We start from the raw sequence: 20,742 nt of genomic DNA on the forward strand, positions 1-20,742 counted from the left end.
GGTGTTCTCCATCAGCGTGTACTTCTGCACCACTTCGTCAGGCAGCATGGTGATTTTGTAGCCTGGCATGTAGACGGTGGACAGGCGCGCCCGACCCAGTTGGTCGATGGCACTGCCGGGGGTGATGGCCAGGCCCGGTGCCGCGATGTGAATGCCCACTGACACGGTGCCGCTGCCCAGGCCTTCGACCGACAGGGCGTCGTCAATCTCGGTGGTGGCAGAGTCGTCGATCGAGAACGCGCGCGCCGGCGACAGCGGCAATTCCTCGGTGATGAGTGGGGCGTCCAGTTTCGGAAAACCGGTGCCCTTGGGAAAGTTTTCCAGCAGGAAACGGCGCCAGTGGAACTGGTAAGGCGAATCAATCGCCCCGGTCTTGATCAGCAACTCCAGCGGTCCCAGGTGGCCGGCCCGTGAGGCCTCCACCACCGCCTTGTACTCGGGGGCGTTTTTATCGGGCTTGAACAGGATTTTGTAGAGCTGGTCCCGAATCGGCTGTGGGCATACCCCCGCGCTCAGTTCCTTGACCCAGGCTTCAATCTGTAAAGCGATCTGCTTTTTCTTCTCGATGGCTGCCAGCGCCAGGGCCAGGACGTCGGCCGAGGCCTTACGGAAGCGCCCCTTGCCGGCTCGCCGAAAGTAGTGTGGGGCGTCATACAGCGCAAACAACATGCCGGCCTGCTCGGCCAACGTCGCCTGGGCGGAGAAATAGTCGCGTGCCAGGTCGGCAAAACCAAATTCGTCTTCGGGCGCAAATTCCCAGGCCAGCTCCAGTTCGACACCGGCGGCCACCGATTGCGCCGTCGTCATCAGTTGTGCCGGCTCGGGTTTTTCAAACTTCAGCAGGATGTTGCTGGCCTTGACTTTGACGCGCTTGCCGCTATCGAGCTCGACCTGGGCCGACGTGTCGGTTTCGGACAACATCCGCCCAGCCAGGAATTTGCCGGTTTCTTCAAATAATAAGTGCATGGGCAGATTGTCCCACGACGTTTCGGGGCGTCAGCCCGGTAAGGTGCCCAAGCGGCCCTTCAAGTCGGGGGCAGGACGCCACAAGCGGCGCGCACCCAGACACCAGACAGGCCTTGAGCCAGGGCCTCATCCGACAGGTTGAGTGCCGCCAGATGCGGGTTTTTGAGCACAAACAGCTCGCGCAGGAAATCGTCAATCATGGACTCCAGCGCATAGGCGGTAAGCAGGGCCTGTTTGGGGGACAACGGGCCGTCTTTGCTGATACGGGCCGCCACACGTTCGGCCCATTTCCGATTGACGTCCTGTTGCAGGCTGATCAACTCGGGAATGTCTTGCCGCAGTTCGCGCACGCGCTCAACCAAGGCCGCGTTTTCCCGGTAAAACGCAATGTATTCCAGGTTGACATCGGTGACTTGTGTCAGCAGGTCATTGGTCTTGGCGCGTTTGGCTTTGCCATTGCGTTCGACGAACTGGAACACGATGGTCAGGAACTCGGACAACACATCCAACACGCAGTCGCGCTTGTTGGCGTAGTACTGGTAAATGGTTGGCCGGGAGACGTCGGCTTTGCGCGCCACCATGTCGAGCGAGAAGCTGGCATAACCCGTGCTCTCCAGTATGGCGGCTGTGGCCCAACGGATGGTGGCGCGAGTACGCTCACCCTTGGTGAAACCCGGGTCCTGAATGCGCGCCTCCAGTACGTGCAAAAAATTGGCAGAGGGATCTGGATTCATGACCGGATTGTAAGGACTGGTGCGTGAAGGCCTGCCACGAAGATGATTCTGATTCAGATGTTTGCTGAAAACTGACATGGATGTTAGTATTATATGACGTTTGTGTCAGATCAATGAAAAACCGGAGATCACCATGCCCTATGCACAAGTCAATGATGCCAATCTGTATTACGAAGATACTGGCGGCGACAAGCCAGCCGTGTTGTTCACGCACGGCATCTTCTTTTCAAGTGCCATGTTTGCCCCCCAGTTTGAAGCGCTGAAGTCGCAATACCGTTGTATTGGCCTCGACTGGCGCGGCCAGGGCAAAAGTGAAGTCACCCTGGGTGGATATGACGTGGATAACTTGGCGCGTGACTGCATGGCCTTGATGACCCATTTGGGACAGGATCAATTTCACTGGGTAGGGTTGTCCATCGGTGGTGTGGCTGGTATCCGCATGGCGGCCGAATGGCCAACGCGCATCAGGAGTCTGTTTGCGATCGGCGCGGCGGCAGATGGCGAACCCTACGAGAAACTCACCAAATACGAGACCCTGTTCGACAAGATCCTCAATGAAGGGTTTGAGTCGATCCGCGATCAGATGGCGCCGATCATTTTTGGTCCTGATTTTTTGGCTGACGAATCCCGTGCCGCGTTGAAGGCGCAATGGATCGACATCATGTGTGCCAATGATCGGGTGGCCTGCTGCCGTGCTGCGGCGCCGATTTTGCGCCGGCGCGACATTCGCTACCTGTTGCCCCATGTGAAATGCCCGGTGTTTGTCACAACCGGGGAACACGATGGTGCCAATGGCCCCAGGCGCGCCCAGATGATTCATGAAGGCATTGCCCATTCGCAGCTGGAGATCATCCCGCGAGCCGGCCACACGGCAACCATAGAGGAGCCAGCCATCCTGAATGCCATGTTGCTTCAGTTTCTAAAAAAGCATGCCTGACCCATGTGGGGAAGGGCATGTTTGGACTCCGATGAGGCGGCAAACCCGTCAACTGGATTTCGCGGCTGTGAAGACCGCTAAGCGGTCTTCAACTGACATGATGAATTTCCTTCTTGCAAAAACTGACATACATGTTATTATTTATTGACACCTATGTCAAAAATGAACTTTCGCTCAATGATCATGTTTCCGTTTGTTCCCGCTGCTGCCACATTGCCAGGCCCACTGGCGGCGTCTGGCTGGGTGACTCCCTGTAGGCGATGTCCGGCTTTCTTGAAGCACGGACGCATGGCCTTCTTGAAGGAGACGGCAAGATGACGCGACTGACACGTGCCGAAATGCGCGGACGTGCGCAGACGGTGCTGGGCTTGATTGATCCACAGGAGCTTGGTGCAACCCTGATGCACGAACATTTGTTGTGGGACATTCGTACCCCCGCGATGCGGGCTGATCCTGATCAGGGGCCAGAAATCACGCTGTGCAACTGTTTTTCAATCAACTACGGACGGCGCAAGGCGTTTGCCAACTATCGATTGAGTGATGAAGTCTGTGCCACTGACGAGCTCAGGCTGATGGCTGCCGCGGGGGGGCGGACGGTGGTGGAGTTGTCTTCTGGCGGTCTCGACCCGAGGCCGCATGGATTGGTGGCGTTGGCCCGTGACTCGGGTGTGCATGTGGTCATGGGCTGTGGTCACTATGTCCATGAATATCAACCAGGAGCCAACCACGATCGTGGTGTGGAAAGTTTCGCCAGTGAAATGATCGACCAGATTCAGATCGGGGCTTGGAACACGGATGTCCGGGCTGGCGTGATTGGCGAAATCGGTTGTCAGGCGCCGTGGACGGATCTGGAAAAGCGCGTGATGGCAGGGGCGGTTCTGGCCATGATGGAAACCGGGGCGTCGTTGAACGTGCATCCAGGTCGGCATCCAGATCAGCCTCAGGAAGTGGCTGACTTTGTCAGGGCGCATGGCGCTGATCCATCCCGGGTGATCATCAGCCACATTGACCGCACCATTTTTGATGAAGACCGCCTGTTGCGACTTGCGGACGCTGGCGTGGTGATCGAATTCGATCTGTTTGGCATGGAGCAGTCTTATTACTCGTTGTCCGACATCGACATGCCGAATGATGCCATGCGTTTGCGGTTGATTCGTCAACTGATCGACCGTGGTCATCTGGAGCGTGTGGTGATCAGTCATGACATTTGCTACCGGACCCGCCTGACTCGTTTTGGCGGGCATGGCTACGCGCATATTTTCAGCAATGTCATCCCGCTGATGAAGAGTCGTGGTTTTTCCGCTGCCGAGATTGACGCCATCGTGGTGGGTAATCCTCGCCGTTTGTTGACCTTTGTCTGAGAAGGAGAGGTGGGACAGATGTTTGGTGTTCTGATTTATCCTGGTGTCGAGGAACTTGATTTTCAAGGTCCCTGGGAACTGGTTGGCATGTGGCATCGTTACGCGGGCGGGCCCAAACCACTGTTGATAGCCCAGTCCGACGCGCCAGTCACTTGCGCACACGGTATGAGGGTGCTTCCGGATGAAACGTTCTCTACGTGTGGCGCTTTGTCCTACTTGTTGGTGCCAGGGGGCTTTGCGGCATTTGATGAGATGAACAACCCGGTCTTGACCAATTTTGTCAAGCAGCAGTCGGAGCATGTCAACGCCATTCTGTCCGTGTGTTCTGGCAGCTTCATTCTCCTTGCTGCGGGTCTTTTGCAGGGCCGCAAGGCCGCCACCAATTGGAAGGTGCTGTCCCGGCTGAGGCAGGCCGGGGTAGAGGTTGTGGAAGATCGTTTTGTCCGTGACGGCAAGGTCTGGTCCTCAGCGGGTGTTTCTGCCGGCATGGATGCCACGTTGGCATTGATCGCCCAGGAAGCGGGTGAAGAGGTGGCCTCTACGGTACAGCTCAACGCAGAGTATTACCCCAGTTCAAAAACTTATGGCAGCGCGCACCGTTTACCCGAAGGTGCCGCCTATTTCCGGTCACTGTGAGTGGTGGATGGTTGGATGAAAAATTGAATTGACATGATTTCCAGGAGATAAACATGCAGACAAAAATCAGGAAACTGACAGCGGCAATCGCCATCGGTTCGGCGGGTATGTTGGGTGTTGGCGTGGTGGCGGCGCAAACCGTGAAGATTGGGTATATTGATCCGCTTTCCGGTGTGTTCGCCAATGTGGGGGCCAATCAGCTCAAACACTTTGAATATGTGGTTGAGCAGATGAATGTCTCCAAAGCCGCTGGCGCAAACATCAAGTTTGAAGTGGTGCCGTTCGACTCCAAGGGGACGCCCCAGGAAACACTGACGGTGCTCAAGAGCGCGATTGACAAAGGGATCCGCTACGTCACCCTGGGTGCATCGGGCTCAGGCGCCGCGCTGGCGCTGATTGACGCGGTCAACAAGCATAACGAACGTGAACCCGACAAGTCGGTACTGTTTCTCAATTATGGTGCGGTTGATCCCACGCTGACCAACGAAAAATGCAGCTTCTGGCATTTTTCATTCGACGGTAATGTCCCCATGAAAGTGGATGCCTTGGCCAGTCACCTGGCCAAGGAAAAATCCGTCAAGAATGTTTATCTGATCAACCAGAACTATTCGGCTGGACAGCAGGCTTCGCGTTATGTGAAGGAGATGTTGCCCCGCAAGCGGCAAGACCTGAAGATTGTGGGGGACGATTTGCATCCCCTGGGGCAGGTGAAGGATTTTGCGCCCTATGTCGCCAAGATCAGTGCGTCCGGCGCTGACACGGTCATCACACAAAATTGGGGCAATGACCTGGTCCTGCTGATCAAGGCCGCCAAGGCTGCGAATCTGAAGGCAAACTTCTATACCTTCTATGGTGATTTGGTTGGCAGCCCTGCGGCCTTTGGCGCAGCCGGAGAGGGGCGAGTGCATAACGTGAGCAACTGGTCACGCAATTCCGACAGAAGCACGCTGGAACCCATCGCAGCCGGGTTCAAGGCGAAGTACAAGGAAGATTTTGCCCGGGCTTCGGTGTATTCAACGATGGCGTTTCTGAGTGCCGGTGTCGCCAAAGCCAAGTCGGTCGAACCGCTGGCTGTCGCGCAAGCGATGGAAGGCCTGAAAATCAAAGGCCTGCTGGGCGAAGAGGAAATGCGTCGCAACGACCATCAACTTCAGCAAGCGATCATGGTGACCACTTTTGCCAAAGCAGACGGCAAGAAGGTCAAACATGACGTCGAGGGTACGGGGTTTGGTTTTGCAGCTGACAGTGTCATGGAGTCTTATGTGGCGTCGCAGCCTACTTCTTGTCAGATGGGGCGCCCGACCAAATGATGGCTAAGACAACACCAGCCTTGTCGCTCTTTGTGACGGAACGTCCGGAAGATCTGCTCGGCCAGATCGTGGGGCAGTCGCCGTGGTTCAGGGTTGACCAGGAGCGTATCGACAACTTTGCCCGCAACACCAATGACTGGGATCACATGCACGTTGATCCCGAGTGGTGCCAGCAGAACAGTCCATTTGGCAAACCGATTGCGTTCGGTTTCCAGACGCTGTCCATGCTGACCTATCTGCTGAACGAGGCCATACCCCGGCCAGACAACCAGGCTTATGCACTGAACTACGGTTTTGATCGGGTTCGGCTCATCAGCCCAGTGATGGTTGACAGTGAAATCCGGGCGACTTTTGTGCTCAAAGACGTTGCCAGGAAGAACGACAAGACCACGCTGAACACCTTGACCACCACCGTAGAGGTCAAGGACCAGGTCAAGCCCGCGTTGATTGCTGATTGGTTAATCATGATGGTGAGGAAATAAATGATGACTTCCGTGACAGAAATATTGGTGGGTGGTGTCGGTCCTTTCTGTAGGGCGAAACATCCAGATGTGGCAAGACAGATGGTTTCCCATGGATTCAAGGCCATCCTTGCTGGTGCGGCTTTGACTTGCAGCCTCTTGGTGCAGGCGCAGGGCTTTCCAGGAAAACCGGTGCGCGTCATCGTGCCCTTTCCGCCAGGTGGTCCCAACGATGTGATCACACGGGTCGTTGCAGAAGGCATGCGCGAATCCCTTGGACAATCCGTGATCATCGAAAACCGGGCCGGAGCAGCGGGGACCATTGGCAGTGATGCTGGTGCCAAAGCAGCAGCCGATGGCTACACGTTAACCCTGGGCAGTACCAGCACACATTCACTGCCGACATTGTTGGGGCAAAAAATCCCTTATGACCCCAAGCGCTCTTTTGCGCCGGTTGGCATGATTGGCATGTCGCCTACCGTGCTTGCGGTGTCCAACAAGATGCCGGTCAAGGACATCAAGGAGTTCATCAGCTACGCCCGGCAGAACCCAGGACGTCTGTCCTATGCCTCGTCCGGGGTTGGTTCATTGGCGCATCTGGCAGGTGAGTCATTCAAGCTGGAAACCAATACCTTCATCGTCCACATCCCTTACCGTGGTACGGGGCAGGCGATGTCTGATTTGGTAGGGGGCCAGATCGACATGATGTTTGACGCGGTCGTGACTGCGCGGACGCAGGCGGATGCAGGCAAGATCAAGATTCTTGCGACAGGTGGGTTAGCGCGGGTGAATGGCTTGAATGTCCCGACGCTGGATGAGGTGGGGCTCCAGAAGTTTGATGCTTCACTCTGGTTGGGTCTGTTTGCACCGGCCGGGACACCGTCCGACGTGCTTGAAAAACTCAACGCTGCTTTGGTCAAGGCACTGAAAATGCCAGCCACTCAGGAGCGGCTGGCGAAATTTGGCGTCACGCCCGCGCCCGGTCCGCAAGCTGAATTGGCGCGCTACATGCAGGACGTCGAAAACTACTGGCGCAAGATCGTTGTCGCAAAAAACATCAAGATCGAATAAACCATGATCCAGCGTACACCAACCATTGCCAGAAATCTTGTTGCAACCTCGCAGCATCTTGCGGCACAGGCCGGCCTGGATGCCCTGCGGCATGGTGGCAATGCCATTGATGCCGCGTTGGCGACCGCCATTGCCTTGACCGTTGTCGAGCCGGTGAGCAATGGTGTCGGCGGGGATCTGTATGCGATGGTGTGGGACGGACAACAAGCGCATGGGTTCAACGCCTCTGGCGCTGCACCTGCGGCATGGTCGCCGGCCCGTTTTGCCGGGCGGGCCACGATGCCGCTGCTTGGCTGGGAGAGTGTGACGGTGCCAGGTGCTGTGGCTGGTTGGGCGGCGCTTTCTTCCCGGTTTGGCGCGTTGCCGTTTGCCCGGCTTTTTGATGCCGCTGTCGACTACGCACAAAACGGCTTCCCGGTCAGCCAGATCATTGCCACCAAGTGGGCCCGTGAGTTGGTTCGACTCAAGGACGTGCCTGGTTTTGCCAGCACGTTTGCGCCCGTCTTTGCGCCGCTTGGCCGGGCACCGCTGGCTGGTGAGACTTTTCGCAATGAGGCGCTGGCGCGCTCACTCAGGCTGATTGCCGAGAGTGGAGGCCAGGATTTTTACTCAGGTGAATTGGCCAAGGCGCTGGCAACTGCCGCGCGTGATAACGGCGCCGCCTTGTCCCTCAATGATCTGCAGCGTCATCGTGTCGAATCCATGCAGGTGCTGCGCACCCCCTATCGGGATTGCGAAGTGCTGGGGCTTCCACCCAATACGCAAGGCCTTGTCACGCTCATTGCGTTGGCGCTGCTGAATGAATGTGAGGTGACAGCTGACGCGGTGGAGTCTGTGGATTGGACGCATCTTCAGGTCGAGGCGCTCAAGCTGGCGTTTGCGCATGGCTACACGACACTGGGCGGTGGTCCACTTTCTGCTGCCGCCCTGGCGCCCCTGTGTGATGCGGCCGTGCGCCAGGCCATGCATGCGCGCATTGATCCCGGACGTGCGCAGGATTTTGGTGGCGGCAAGCCACCATGGGGCGGCACCGTGTATGTGACCGCCGCCGACGCGGACGGTCGATTGGTTTCGCTGATTCAGTCGACCTTTTTTGGATTCGGATCGGGGGTGGTTGCTCCCGGAACCGGGATTCATCTCAATGACAGGGGCGCCTGCTTCTCGCTCGAAGAGGGACATGCCAATCAGGTGGCTGGCGGCAAGCGGCCATTGCAGACCATCATTCCCGGCATGGTGTTGCGTGACAACCAGGCCTGGGCCAGTCTTGGGGTGACTGGTGGGCCGATACAACCGCAAGGCCAGGTGCAGTTGTTGACACGGATGATCGACGGTGGCTGGGATGTCCAACGTGCAGTGGATGCCAGGCGCTGGAAGGTTGAACATGCGCATGGTTCGGTACAACTGGATTTTGAGTCCGGTTTTCAACCGGAGCTGGCCGCTGGCTTGCGCGCCATGGGGCATCGAGCCGATGTCCCCGGCCTGACCGGCCTCGACTTCGGCGGCGCCTTTGCCATTTCTCGATGCCGGGACGCCTGGGCCGGAGCCAGCGACCCCCGGCGTGACGGTGCGGTGGTGGGTTTCTGATGGAGTTCTACACCATTTCCTTGCTGAACGGTATCAGTTACGGCTTGTTGCTGTTCATGTTGAGCTCCGGACTGACCCTGATCTTCAGCATGATGGGTGTGCTGAATTTTGCCCATGCGTCCTTTTACATGCTGGGGGCCTACTTTGCCTATACGGGCACTGCGCTCGTTGGTTTCTGGCCGGCTTTGCTGTTGGCACCCTTGCTGGTTGGCGTGGTGGGCGCGGCGTTTGAACGTTACTGTCTGCGACAGGTTCATCAGTTTGGCCATGCGCCTGAACTGCTGATCACGTTTGGCCTGAGCTACATCGTTCTGGAACTGGTACAGCTCACATGGGGGCGCGGTTCAGTGGACTACAGGGTCCCGGCTGAATTGGAAGGCCCGTTGTTCACCTTGTATGGCACACAATTCCCGAAGTATCGGGCGTTCATGATGCTGGTGGCCGTCCTGATGCTGACGTCTTTGTGGCTGTTGCTCACACGGACCCGCATTGGCCTGATCATCCAGGCCGCCCTGACACATCCCGAGATGGCACAGGCCTTGGGGCACAACGTGCCGCGTGTGTTCACTCTGGTGTTTGGCGGCGGCTGTGCGCTGGCTGGCCTGGCCGGAGTCATCGGAGGCAATGCCTTTGTGACGGAGCCGAGCATGGCGCTGGCGGTTGGAGGCATCATTTTTGTGGTGGTTGTGGTCGGCGGCATGGGCTCACTGGCCGGGGCGTTCCTGGCGTCCCTGCTCATTGGTGTCATCCAGACCTTTGCTGTGGCGATTGATGCCTCCGCCCTGTCGTTGTTGCAGGCTCTGGGGGTGGTGTTGACACCGCAGTCTTTGGGCTACACCGTCCTCAAGCTCAAAGTCAGTCAGGTGGCGCCGATCCTGCCGTATCTGTTTCTGGTCCTGATCCTGATCTTCAGACCCAAGGGCCTGCTGGGCACCCGGGAGAGCTGAGCCATGAGCAGCCAATCGCACCATTTCAAATGGTTTTCCGTGCAACGGGTGCTCGTCTGGGTGCTGTTTGCGCTGGTCCTGCTGGTCCTGCCCATGCTGTTTTCCAGCCGCTTCAGCCAGACCATGCTGAACCAGATCGGCATTGCCATCATTGTTTGCCTGAGCTACAACATCCTCCTCGGCCAGGGCGGGATGCTGAGTTTTGGGCATGCGCTGTATGCTGGACTGGGTTCCTTTTTCTCTGTCCACACCTTGAATCTGGTGTCGGGCGGATGGCCCGTACCCGTCAGCCTGATCCCGATCATTGGTGGAGTGTGTGGCGCCTTGGTTGCGCTGCTGCTGGGATGGGTGACCACCAAAAAATCCGGCACCCCTTTTGCCATGATCACTTTCGGCATTGGTGAGCTGGTGTGGGCCATGTCCTTGATGATCCCGGAGTTTTTTGGTGGCGAGGGGGGGATTTCTGGCAACCGCGTGGCTGGTCCCAAGACCTTGGGCATCACTTTCGGTCCACAGATCCAGTTGTATTACCTGATCGCTGCCTATACCTTCGGCTGCACCGTCCTGATGTATGCATTCACCCGCACGCCTTTGGGACAGATGCTCAATGCGGTGCGTGACAACCCGGAACGGGTTGAGTTTGTCGGGTATGACACCCAGAAAATCCGCTATTTCGCTTTCATTGTGGCGGCCTTTTTTGCCGGCATCTCTGGCGGCCTGGCGGCGTTGAATTATGAAATTGTGACTTCTGAAGTCATCAGCGGGTCACGTTCCGGTGCCTACATGCTGTTTACCTTTCTGGGTGGGGCGGGAGCCTTCTTCGGCCCCATCATTGGCGCTGTCCTGATGGTGCTGGCCTCGGTTTTGTTGTCCGAATACACCGAAGCGTGGTTTCTGTACCTGGGTCTGACTTTTCTGCTGATGGTGATGTATGCCCCCGGTGGTGTCGCCGCCTTGATCAGCAAGAATCTGCACGTGTTCAGATTGGGCGGGCTGCGCCAGTTGTGGGTGAACTACCTGGCGCTGCTATTTGCCGGTCTGGCCGCAGTGGCTGGCGCCTCGGCCTTGATCGAAATGTCCTATCACTTGCTGCTTCATGCCGAAGCAGGTTCACAAAAACACTTTTTGGGTTGGGTGCTGGATGTCCGGGCCATGGTGAGTTGGCTTGGGGCCTTGTTGGCGATGTTCTTGGGGATCAGCTTGTTCAGGTGGTTTCAGAAAGACTTTACCCAGAAGTGGGATGCCATCCAGTCAGAGACCGCGCGTGGTCAACATCAGGAGCAAACCCTGTGAACCATGCACTTGAACTCAGAAACCTGCGCAAGAGTTTTGGTCAGACCGAGATCATCCGTGGCGCCAATCTGGCCGTGTCTGCGGGTGAGCGGGTGGCCATCATTGGGCCCAACGGGGCGGGCAAGTCCACCCTGTTTAATCTGATCAGTGGCCGCTTCGAACCCAGCAGTGGTGACGTGCTGCTCAACGGACATCGGATCAACGGTTTGCGGCCGTTTGAAATCAATCGCCTGGGACTGTCGCGCAGTTTCCAGATCACCAACATTTTTCCCAGGCTCAGCGTGTTTGAAAACCTGCGTTGTGGCGTGCTCTGGAGTTTGGGGTATCGCTACACCTTCTTCAAATTCCTGGCCAATATGGATGACGCCAACCAGCGCGCCGAAGAACTGATGGCCATGATCAAGCTCGACAAGAAACGTGACGTCCTGGCCATGAACTTGACCTATGCAGAGCAGCGCTCGCTTGAAATCGGCATCACCATCGCAGGCGGCGCCAACGTGATCCTGCTGGACGAACCCACTGCCGGTATGAGCCGTTCCGAAACCATGCACTTCATCCAGATGATCAAGGAAGTCACCATCGGCAAGACCCTGCTGACGGTGGAGCACGATATGGGTGTGGTGTTCGGCCTGGCGGACAAGATCGCCGTTGTCGTGTATGGCGAAGTCATTGCCTTTGATACACCCGACGCCATACGCGCCAATGCCCGCGTACAGGAAGCGTATCTCGGCTCGCCGGTAGCCGACGCACAGTCTGGCGGAGTCTGACATGTTGTCCATCCACAACCTGCAGGCCTACTATGGCAAAAGCCATGTGTTGCACGGGGTACATCTTGAGGTGCATCAGGGGGAAATTGTGGCCCTGCTGGGGCGCAACGGGTCGGGGCGTTCCACCACGGCCAAAGCCATCATGGGCTTGGTCGATGGCCGGGGTAGTGTTCTCTGGCAAGGCCAGGAGCTGATTGGCAAGAAGACCTTTGAGATCGCGCACCTGGGGCTGGGTTATGTGCCGGAGAGTCGTGACATCTTCCCTGCGCTCACGGTTGAGCAAAACCTGTTGCTTGGCCAGAAGCGGCAGCACCAGACACCACGCTGGTCATTGGACGACATGTACCAGATGTTCCCGCGTCTGCGCGAGCGCCAGCATACCGAGGCGGGGGTGCTCTCCGGCGGCGAACAGCAAATGCTGACCTTGTGCCGGACCCTGATGGGAGACCCGGATCTGGTCATCATCGACGAACCCACCGAAGGTCTGGCGCCCAAGATCGTGGAACTGGTTGCGCATTACCTCAGCGAGCTCAAGCGCCGCGGTTTGTCGGTGCTGCTGATTGAGCAAAAACTCACAATTGCCATGACGATTTCTGACCGTTGCCTGGTGATGGGACACGGCAGCATCGTGTTTGAAGGCACCCCGCAAACCCTGCTCGCCAATGAGGCGGTGCGCAAGGAGTGGCTGGAGGTTTGAGCCGTCCAGCGTTTGATGCTTTTTGAAGAGGTATTTCATGAATCCAGATGCCAACGCTGCCAGCGCCAAATCGGACAGGGTGCGTGTCAAAGCCATGACACCTTATGACGACATACTGGCTTTTTCCCGCGTGGTCTGCCTGGACAACGAAGCCTGGGTTTCGGCCTGCGCCCCACTGGATGCGCAGGGGCAGCTGGTTGGGGCTGGGGATGCCTATGCCCAGGCTGACCAGTGCATCCGGAACATCACCCAGGCGCTGGCCAAGGTGGCGTTTGATGCCAGCGACATTGTGCGCACGCGCATCTATCTGCGTTCGTTTGCCGACCTTGACGCTGTGGCGCGGGCGCACCGGGAGGTGTTTGCCGAGATCAGACCCGCTTGCGCAGTGGTTGCGGTGGCGGACCTGGTCCGGCCGGACATGCTGGTGTACATCGAAGCCGATGCGCGCCGGATCGGGTCAACGCAAGCTTGAAAGGCTGAGATCAGGCCGCGCCAACTGCGCGGGACAGCAACATCATCCCTTCGACATTTCATAGGACTTTTCATGTCAAGACCGGAGAACCCATTAACAAAATACAACCAGGGCGCTGAATCACCGCTGGACCGGATCGAGCATTTCCTGGCGTATTGGGCCGACCAGACTCCTGAGGCCGATGCCGCCATCGATGCCGGGCAATGCCTCAGTTATGCCGCCTTGGCCCGGCGGGTCGACGCTGCGGCGCATGCCTTGCAGGCCAGCGGTGTGCGCGACGGTGATGTGATTGCCGTTCTGGCTCCCCCGTCCATTGACTTCCTGGTCCTGTTCCTGGCCGCGCATCAAAGCGGCGCCACCTGGCTGGGGCTCAACCCCAAATACACACGGCATGAACTGGCCGATGTGCTTTGTGACGCCAAGCCCACCCTCGTCATTGCCCGACAAGTCATGGCCGGGCGTCACTATGGCGACGACCTGGCTTATGTGGCTGCCTTGACAGGAATGGCAGGCAGCCAGTTCTTCTGGCTTGGTGAGACGCAGGACTGGTCCGATTTCCCGGTCTTTGCGCCACCGCCCTTGCGTGCCGAAGATCAACACCGGGCCCGGGACGACAAAGCGCCGAAAAATGCGATTGCCGCCCTGGTCTACACCTCCGGCTCGACAGGTAAACCCAAGGCCGCGTGTCTGTCGCACCAGGCCCTGATCAAGGGTGCCCAGGTGCGCTCCCGCGTCTGGAAGGTGACGCCGTTTCGGACCATCAATAACCTGCCGGTCAACCACATCGGCTGTCTGGGTGATCTGGTCTGCACCTGTCTGGTGAGCGGTGGGGCGCAAGTTTTCCTGGAGAAATTCAGTGCCGATGGCACGCTGGACGCGATTGAGCGCCACAAGCTGACCTTCTGGTACCAGGCGCCGGCCATGTTCCAGATGTGTCTGGACGATCCACGTGCAGCGACCATGGACTGGTCTCATCTGCAGGCCGCCATCTGGAGCGGCGGCCGTGCCTCCGACGCGCTGATCGATGCCCTGGCCAAGGTGGCCGGAAAGCTGGCCGTGGACTATTCAATGACCGAAAGTGTCGGGGCCGTGACCTTGTCGGAATTGACCAACGACCTGGCATTGCTCAGGCAGAGTGTCGGCTGGCCCGATCCTGGCCGCATCTTGCGCCTAGTCGACCCGGACACGGCCGCGCCGGTGGCGCTGGGTGAGGTGGGTGAAGTCCAGATCAAAGACCCATGGATGTTCAGCGGCTATCGCAAACCGCAAGCCAATGAGGGTGCTTTCAGTCCGGATGGCTGGTTCAGGACCGGCGACTTGGTTGTGGAAAACCCGGACGGTTCCTGGCGCATCGCCGGACGCTGCAAGGAGATGTTCAAGTCAGGCGGGTACAACGTTTATCCCCGCGAGGTGGAGCAGGTGATGGAAAGCCATCCGGACGTCGGTCAGGTGGCCGTGGTGGACGTGCCTGATCCACTGTTTGGTGAGGTCGGGGTGGCCTTTGTGGCGCTGAACGGCGCGGGTACGGATGTCCCCACCCTGGTGCAATATTGCCGCGAGAGACTGGCCAATTACAAAATTCCCAAACGGCTGGTGATCGTGGAGGCTTTGCCGATGTTGCCGATCGGCAAGGTTGACAAAGCCGCCTTGAAAGCGCAGGCCAAAGTGTTGACGCAGGCCTTGGCCGGGTGAATCGGCCGGTGCCGGACCGCCTTACGGCAGCATCCGGCTTTCACGCTCGAAGCGGCTGTGCCACGACAGGGCTTCCTCCAGCAGGTGCGGGGTATGCAGGCCAGCGAGTCCGCCCCGGGCACGGTGCTCGGCACGGGCCACGTAGTCACGCAGTGCCGCCTGGTAGTCGGGGTGGGCGCAGCGTTCAATCACGGCATGGGCACGCTGGCGCGGGGCCAACCCGCGCAGGTCAGCCAGACCCTGCTCGGTGACGATGATCTGCACATCATGTTCGGTATGGTCGACATGGGAGGCCATCGGCACGATGCAGGAAATGGCGCCGCCCTTGGCGGTCGACGGTGTCATGAACATCGACAGGAACGCATTGCGGGCGAAATCGCCCGAGCCGCCAATGCCATTCATGATGCGGGTGCCCATGATGTGCGTGGAATTGACGTTGCCGTAGATGTCAGCCTCGATCATGCCGTTCATCGAAATGATGCCCAGGCGCCGGATGACTTCGGGATGGTTGCTGATTTCCTGCGGGCGCAGCACGATGCGCTGACGATAGAAATCGAGGTTGTCCAGAAACTCTTGCATTCCTGTGGAACTCAGCGACAGCGCCGTCGCTGACGCCATGGTGAGTTTGCCGGACTTGAGCATCTCCAGCATGCCGTCCTGCAGCACTTCGGTATAACCGGTCAGGTTGTCGAACGGCCCCTGGTTCAGTCCGGACAAGACCGCGTTGGCGATATTGCCCACCCCGGATTGCAGCGGCAACAGTTCGGGCGGTAGCCGGCCTTTTGTCACTTCGTGGTCAAGAAAGTCCAGGATATGTTCGGCAATACGTTGCGACAAGTGGTCGGGTGGGGTGAAGGTGGTGTTGCGGTCGGGCAGGTTGGTTTCCACCACCGCCAGGATCTTGTCGGGATCGCAGCGCAGATAGGGTTCACCAATCCGGTCGCCAGCGGCGGTGATCGGGATCGGCTTGCGTTTGGGGGGCAATTGGGTGCCGTAGTAGATGTCATGCATGCCATCCAGGCCGAGGGGCTGCATGGCATTGACCTCCAGGATCACCTTGTCGGCCTGGTCCAGCCAGGTTTTGTTATTGCCGACTGAGGATGATGGAATCAGGCGACCATCTTCCAGAATGCCGGCCACTTCCACCACCGCCACGTTCAGTTTGCCCAGAAAACCGAACCAGACAAACTGCGCTACGTGGGAGAGGTGGATGTCGATGTAGTCCATCTGTCCGTTGTTGATGCGATCACGGCAGGTGGGGTCAGACTGGTAGGGCAGGCGCATCTCGACGCCGCCGACCTTGGCCAGGGCGCCATCGAGTTCCGGCGCGGTGGAAGCCCCGGTCCAGACCCCGATGCGGAAGTGTTCACCACGCTGGTTGGCCGTTTCAATCTGGCGTGCCAGCGCCTGCGGGATCACTTTGGGATGACCGGCACCGGTGAAACCACTCATGCCGACGTTGTCACCGTGTTGAATAAAAGCGGCGGCCGCTTCGGCCGACATGATTTTTTGACGAAGTCCCGGGTGGGCGATACGGTTGTTGGAGGTCATGGATAACGATGGGCAAAGCGTTCCCGGGACCAAGGTCCGCAGGTGCACGTTCACAATAAGGTTGAATGGCAAGAGTTTATCTGCCGCGCCTGGCGTGTGGTCTCCCGCCAACGGGAGACCGTCGCAGTTCAAAACCGTGGCGCACGCGGGGAATTGAACTTGCGCGGCCGTCGCTCAGGCGGATGCGAGCCCAGGGCTTCGCAGGCCTGGCGGTAGTGCTGCAGCGTTTTTTGTGCCTGCCCCAGCACCGTGCCGGCCGGGTAGCCGGCGGCTTCACGGCTGCCAAACGGCACCCCCGTGAGCAGCGCCATGCCCTCGCTGGCCAGGTTGGCGGTATAGATGTGAAAGCGCCCCTGGGCCACGGCTTCGACCACGTTGGGCGACAACATCAGGTGACGCCGGTTGCGGCTCGGGATCAGCACGCCCTGCTGGCCGTCAAAGCCCAGCAGTTCACAGCTCTTGAAATAACCCTCGATCTTTTCGTTGATGCCGCCCACCGGCAACATTTCGCCGTGCTGGTTGACTGCGCCGGTGACGGCAATGCCCTGTTTGAGCGGCAGGCCCGACAGGCTGGAGAGCAGGGCGTAAAACTCGGCGCACGAGGCCGAGTCGCCTTCCACACCGCTGTATTCCTGCTCGAACACCACCGAAGCGTTCATCGCCAGCGGGGCAATGTGGGCAAACAGCGCCGACAGGTAGCTGTGCAGGATCAGCACACCCTTGTCGTGGATCGGGCCGGACAGCTCGACCTCGCGCTCGATGTTGATCAGACCTTCTTCCCCGGCGTAGGTGCGCGCCGTGACCCGTACCGGAAAGCCGAACTGGTAGTCGCCCAGGTCAATCACCGTGAGGCCGTTGATTTGAGCAACTTTTTCACCCGTGACCTCCAACAGCCGCTCACCATCCACAATGGTCTCCTGCAGCCGCTGTTCCGGGTAATTGTGCCGGTGCACCCGCGCCTGCTGCGCTGCCAACACGTCCTGCGGCTCCACCAGGGCCGCGCCGCGCTGGCGGGCCATGGCACTGCTTTCCATCACCAGGGCTTCCGAGTGCGAAAAGATGGCGCTCTGGCGCGTCTGGTCTTCGGCTTCGCGGTGGGTTTCTTCGATCAGCGTGGCCACGGCGGCAGCCGAGAAATGCAGCAAGCCCAGCCGGCGGCAGGTATGAGCGACAAAAATCGCAGTGGACTGGCAGGACTCGGGTGTGGCCAAAAAGCTCTCGGCAAAGTCCACCTTGCAGCGGAAACGCCGGGCAAATTCGGGATCACCTTCCTGTACCGCGTAGTATTCCTCGACCGAGGCAATCAGGATGAGCTTGACTTCCACGTCCACCGGCTCGGGCGTCAGCGCCACTGCGGCAATCGGGGCGTACATCATGCCGGGCTCCTCGATCTGCAGGCGCCCGCTGCGCAGGAAACGGCGCAGCTTTTCCCACACCGGTTCATCGGTCAGTAAGTCGCGCAGGTGCAGCATCAGAAAACCGCCGTGGGCCTTGAGCAGGCTGCCGGCGCGAATGCGCGAGAAGTCGGTCACCAGCACACTTTCTTCCGACTCGTATTCAATGCCGCCAAACAGGTTGCGAAACAGCGGGTTGTCCTCCTGGATCACCGGTGCGCCTTGCAAGCCATGGTTGTCCACCACCACATTGACCCGAAAGCGTGACAACACCTCCACCAGCGCCTCCAGGCGCACGTCCTCGTCTTCGCAGGGCTGGAACAGCTCCAGGTTTTCCAGCACGTCGTGCTGGACCTGGTCCAGGTAGCTGCCGAGTTTGACGGTGTCCTTGATCTGCTTGCGCAGCTCATTGCGGATGACCTGCATCTCGTGGTCGAGCAGCGGTTTGATGGTGCGTCGGCGCAGCGCCGCCAGCTCGTCGTTCAGGGTGCGCTTCATGATGCGCGTCTTTTCCAGATAACGGCTGATCTCGGTGCGCAAGGCGTCTTCGTCGGCGTCGATCCGCAGACGCTGCTCGGGCGACAGGGCCAGCGCCTTGCCTGCGGTCACTGGCTCCCCCTTCTCGTCCTTCAAGGTGAACACCATGTTGCCTTGGTCGCGCACCAGGGCGAAATGGCGTTCGTCGGCGAAGGCGCTGAGCTCGGCATAAACACGCTCCTCCTCGGTCTTGCCGATGCGCTCAATCCGGTCGCTGTCGGCGGTGAAGTCCGGGGCGGCCAGCCGCTTGGGGATTTCGTCCTGCAGCGTTTTGGCCAGCTGGGCCATCAATTGGCGCAGCAGACGGCCTTCGCCGGCGGGCAGGCGCAGCGCGCGCGGATGTTCGGGCGCGTCAAAGTTGTACAGGTAACACAGGTCGGGCGGCACAGCCCGCCGGGCGGCGTGTTCACGCATCATCTGGCTCAGCAGCGTGGTACGGCCACTGCCGACCTCGCCCAGGATGAACAGGTTGTAGCCCGGCTGATCCATCTCCAGGCCAAACCGGGCCGCCTGCTCGGCGCGCTCCTGGCCGATCCATGGCAGTGCCAGGTGCTGCAATTCGGTGGTGTCGGCAAAGCCGAAGCTGCTGGCGTCAATGTTCAGTCGCAGTGCGCTGGGGAGGAGTGTCTGGGCGCTCATGTGTTGGGTCGATCTGGTGGCAAAACGAGGGGTCAATACGGGTTGTCAAACCCGAGCCGCGCCATGATCTCGCTCTCGCGCAGCTCCATCACCTGGGCGTCTTCGTCTTCTTCATGGTCCCAGCCCTGGGCGTGCAGGGCGCCATGTACCAACAAATGGGCGTAATGTTCTTCCAGGGTCTTGTCCTGTTCCTCGGCCTCCCTGGCCACCACCGGGGCGCACAACACCAGATCGGCTGTGACCACCGGCTCCAGGGTGTAGTCAAAGGTGAGCACATTGGTGGCGTAGTCCTTGTGGCGGTAATCGCGGTTGAGCGCCTGCCCCTCGGCCGCGTCCACAATGCGCACGGTGATTTCGGCGTCGCTTTGCAAGGCCGCGCGCAGCCAGCGGCTGACCTTGTGACGCGGCAGGGTCGCGCGGTGCAGCGCGACCTCAGGGAACTTGCCAAATTGCAGGGACAGGGTGAAGGAATGCATAGGGGAGGGTTTGAAAAAAATGATAAGAAATTGGCCTCTAGCCCACGTATTTATTGCCTAAGTAGCTATAAAAACAATATCAAATTGGCTCAAGGGCGGGTTGGCTGGGTGCGGCTGGCGGGCGCCTTGGTGCTGGCGCGCTGCCGTGGCGATGGTGATCTGGGCGGTGTGTGTGGTGGCGACACCGGCGGTGGTGCCAGCGGCGGCAGCGGCAGCGCATCGTCACGCGGGTGCGGGTTGTAGCGGCCGGGCGCGTCGTAGGCGTCGACGATGCGCGCCACCAGCGGGTGGCGCACCACGTCGGCGCTGGTCAGGCGGCAGATCGCAATGCCGTCCACACTTTTCAGCACCCGCTCGGCGTCAATCAGGCCGCTGAGCTGGCTGGTGGGCAGGTCGATCTGGCTCACGTCGCCGGTCACCACTGCCTTGGAACCAAAGCCGATGCGCGTCAGAAACATCTTCATCTGCTCGGGTGTGGTGTTTTGCGCCTCGTCCAGGATCACAAACGAGGTGTTGAGCGTGCGCCCGCGCATGAAAGCTAGCGGGGCGATTTCGATGGTCTGGCGCTCAAAGGCTTTTTGCACCGCCTCAAAGCCCATCAGGTCGTACAGCGCGTCGTACAGCGGGCGCAGGTAGGGGTCGATCTTTTGTGCCAGGTCACCGGGCAGGTAGCCCAGGCGCTCACCGGCCTCGACCGCCGGGCGGGTCAGCACAATGCGCTGCACCGTGCTGCGCTGCAGGGCGTCCACCGCCATGGCCACGGCCAGGTAGGTCTTGCCAGTGCCGGCCGGGCCAATGCCGAAGGTGATGTCGCAGCTGGCAATGCTGTCCAGGTAAGTGGCCTGGTTCATGGAGCGTGGTTTGAGGTCGGCGCGCCGGGTTTTGAGCGACGGGCCGTCTTCTCCGCCCACCGGGCCATCGCCCGCCAGCATCAGCTGCACCGTGCGCGGCTCGATCGGACGCGCCGCCATCTCATACATGGCTTGCAGCATTTCCATGGCACGCTGGGCGCGAACTTTCAGGCCGTCCACCTTGAATTGCTCGTGGCGGTGGGCAATCTTGACTTGCAGCGCCGCTTCAATGGTGCGCAGGTGGGCGTCCATCGGGCCGCACAGGTGGGCCAGGCGGGTGTTGTTCGGGGGAGAAAACAGGTGCCGGATGATCACGTTGATAATTCCTGAAAGCGGGACGCGCGTGCGCCCCTGAAATAGTCCCCC

Annotated in this window: 19 protein-coding genes; 13 read left to right on the forward strand and 6 right to left on the reverse strand. The window is 59.4% G+C overall.

The features are described from left to right. Together PHW99_RS13645 and PHW99_RS13650 are read right to left on the reverse strand one after the other, a co-directional pair. A partial coding sequence (locus PHW99_RS13645) for an RNB domain-containing ribonuclease (protein ID WP_300178511.1) occupies window positions 1-966 on the reverse strand: 966 nt, incomplete at its 3' end. A 59-nt stretch (window positions 967-1,025) separates the two neighbouring features. Further along, the gene (locus tag PHW99_RS13650; protein WP_300178514.1) at window positions 1,026-1,700 is read right to left on the reverse strand and encodes a TetR/AcrR family transcriptional regulator; all 675 of its coding nucleotides are present in this window, start codon (window positions 1,698-1,700) and stop codon (window positions 1,026-1,028) included. A 133-nt stretch (window positions 1,701-1,833) separates the two neighbouring features. Between PHW99_RS13650 and PHW99_RS13655 the strand changes: the two genes are divergently transcribed. From PHW99_RS13655 to PHW99_RS13715, 13 genes are all read left to right on the forward strand, one after another. Further along, entirely contained in the window at window positions 1,834-2,637 is an 804-nt protein-coding gene (locus tag PHW99_RS13655) for an alpha/beta hydrolase (protein ID WP_300178517.1), read from the forward strand. Window positions 2,638-2,951: 314 nt separating this feature from the next. Next, entirely contained in the window at window positions 2,952-3,998 is a 1,047-nt protein-coding gene (locus tag PHW99_RS13660) for an aryldialkylphosphatase (protein WP_300178519.1), read from the forward strand. A gap of 18 nt (window positions 3,999-4,016) precedes the next feature. After that, a complete protein-coding gene (locus PHW99_RS13665; RefSeq protein ID WP_300178522.1) occupies window positions 4,017-4,634 on the forward strand; it encodes a DJ-1/PfpI family protein in 618 nt (205 codons plus the stop codon). A gap of 53 nt (window positions 4,635-4,687) precedes the next feature. Further along, window positions 4,688-5,944 (forward strand): branched-chain amino acid ABC transporter substrate-binding protein, encoded by a 1,257-nt coding sequence (locus tag PHW99_RS13670; RefSeq protein WP_300178525.1) that lies wholly within the window; start codon window positions 4,688-4,690, stop codon window positions 5,942-5,944. Beyond that, a complete protein-coding gene (locus tag PHW99_RS13675) occupies window positions 5,941-6,426 on the forward strand; it encodes a MaoC/PaaZ C-terminal domain-containing protein (protein WP_300178528.1) in 486 nt (161 codons plus the stop codon). Before PHW99_RS13670 ends, PHW99_RS13675 begins: the two co-directional genes overlap by 4 nt. Before the next feature lie 81 nt (window positions 6,427-6,507). Continuing rightward, a complete protein-coding gene (locus PHW99_RS13680; RefSeq protein ID WP_300178531.1) occupies window positions 6,508-7,476 on the forward strand; it encodes a tripartite tricarboxylate transporter substrate binding protein in 969 nt (322 codons plus the stop codon). 3 nt (window positions 7,477-7,479) lie between these two features. After that, window positions 7,480-9,060, forward strand: coding sequence for a gamma-glutamyltransferase family protein (locus PHW99_RS13685; protein WP_300178534.1), 1,581 nt, complete (start codon window positions 7,480-7,482; stop codon window positions 9,058-9,060). Continuing rightward, the gene (locus PHW99_RS13690; protein ID WP_300178537.1) at window positions 9,060-10,007 is read left to right on the forward strand and encodes a branched-chain amino acid ABC transporter permease; all 948 of its coding nucleotides are present in this window, start codon (window positions 9,060-9,062) and stop codon (window positions 10,005-10,007) included. The genes PHW99_RS13685 and PHW99_RS13690 overlap by 1 nt, the downstream gene beginning before the upstream one ends. Before the next feature lie 3 nt (window positions 10,008-10,010). After that, window positions 10,011-11,300, forward strand: a complete 1,290-nt coding sequence (locus PHW99_RS13695) for a branched-chain amino acid ABC transporter permease (RefSeq protein ID WP_300178540.1) — start codon at window positions 10,011-10,013, stop codon at window positions 11,298-11,300. Beyond that, window positions 11,297-12,067 carry an ABC transporter ATP-binding protein gene (locus PHW99_RS13700; protein ID WP_300178542.1) on the forward strand — a complete coding sequence of 257 codons (771 nt, stop codon included), beginning with the start codon at window positions 11,297-11,299 and terminating at the stop codon, window positions 12,065-12,067. Before PHW99_RS13695 ends, PHW99_RS13700 begins: the two co-directional genes overlap by 4 nt. Before the next feature lies 1 nt (window position 12,068). Beyond that, a complete protein-coding gene (locus PHW99_RS13705) occupies window positions 12,069-12,764 on the forward strand; it encodes an ABC transporter ATP-binding protein (RefSeq protein WP_300178545.1) in 696 nt (231 codons plus the stop codon). A 37-nt stretch (window positions 12,765-12,801) separates the two neighbouring features. Continuing rightward, on the forward strand, window positions 12,802-13,236 hold the full coding sequence (locus PHW99_RS13710; RefSeq protein WP_300178548.1) for a Rid family hydrolase: 435 nt from the start codon (window positions 12,802-12,804) through the stop codon (window positions 13,234-13,236). Between the two features lie 72 nt (window positions 13,237-13,308). After that, on the forward strand, window positions 13,309-14,928 hold the full coding sequence (locus PHW99_RS13715) for a class I adenylate-forming enzyme family protein (RefSeq protein WP_300178551.1): 1,620 nt from the start codon (window positions 13,309-13,311) through the stop codon (window positions 14,926-14,928). A 21-nt stretch (window positions 14,929-14,949) separates the two neighbouring features. Here the strand turns inward: PHW99_RS13715 and PHW99_RS13720 are convergent, their stop codons facing one another. The 4 genes from PHW99_RS13720 to PHW99_RS13735 form a co-directional block, all read right to left on the reverse strand. Next, entirely contained in the window at window positions 14,950-16,479 is a 1,530-nt protein-coding gene (locus PHW99_RS13720; protein WP_300178554.1) for an acetyl-CoA hydrolase/transferase family protein, read from the reverse strand. A 128-nt stretch (window positions 16,480-16,607) separates the two neighbouring features. Next, the gene (locus PHW99_RS13725; RefSeq protein WP_300178556.1) at window positions 16,608-19,049 is read right to left on the reverse strand and encodes a Lon protease family protein; all 2,442 of its coding nucleotides are present in this window, start codon (window positions 19,047-19,049) and stop codon (window positions 16,608-16,610) included. A 32-nt stretch (window positions 19,050-19,081) separates the two neighbouring features. Next, window positions 19,082-19,525 carry an rRNA maturation RNase YbeY gene (gene ybeY, locus PHW99_RS13730; protein ID WP_300178559.1) on the reverse strand — a complete coding sequence of 148 codons (444 nt, stop codon included), beginning with the start codon at window positions 19,523-19,525 and terminating at the stop codon, window positions 19,082-19,084. A gap of 89 nt (window positions 19,526-19,614) precedes the next feature. Next, complete coding sequence (locus PHW99_RS13735) at window positions 19,615-20,691, reverse strand: PhoH family protein (RefSeq protein WP_300178562.1); 1,077 nt, start codon at window positions 20,689-20,691, stop codon at window positions 19,615-19,617. Window positions 20,692-20,742 lie beyond the last annotated feature (51 nt).

The organism is Rhodoferax sp. (assembly GCF_028689305.1).
Taxonomy (GTDB): domain Bacteria; phylum Pseudomonadota; class Gammaproteobacteria; order Burkholderiales; family Burkholderiaceae_C; genus Rhodoferax.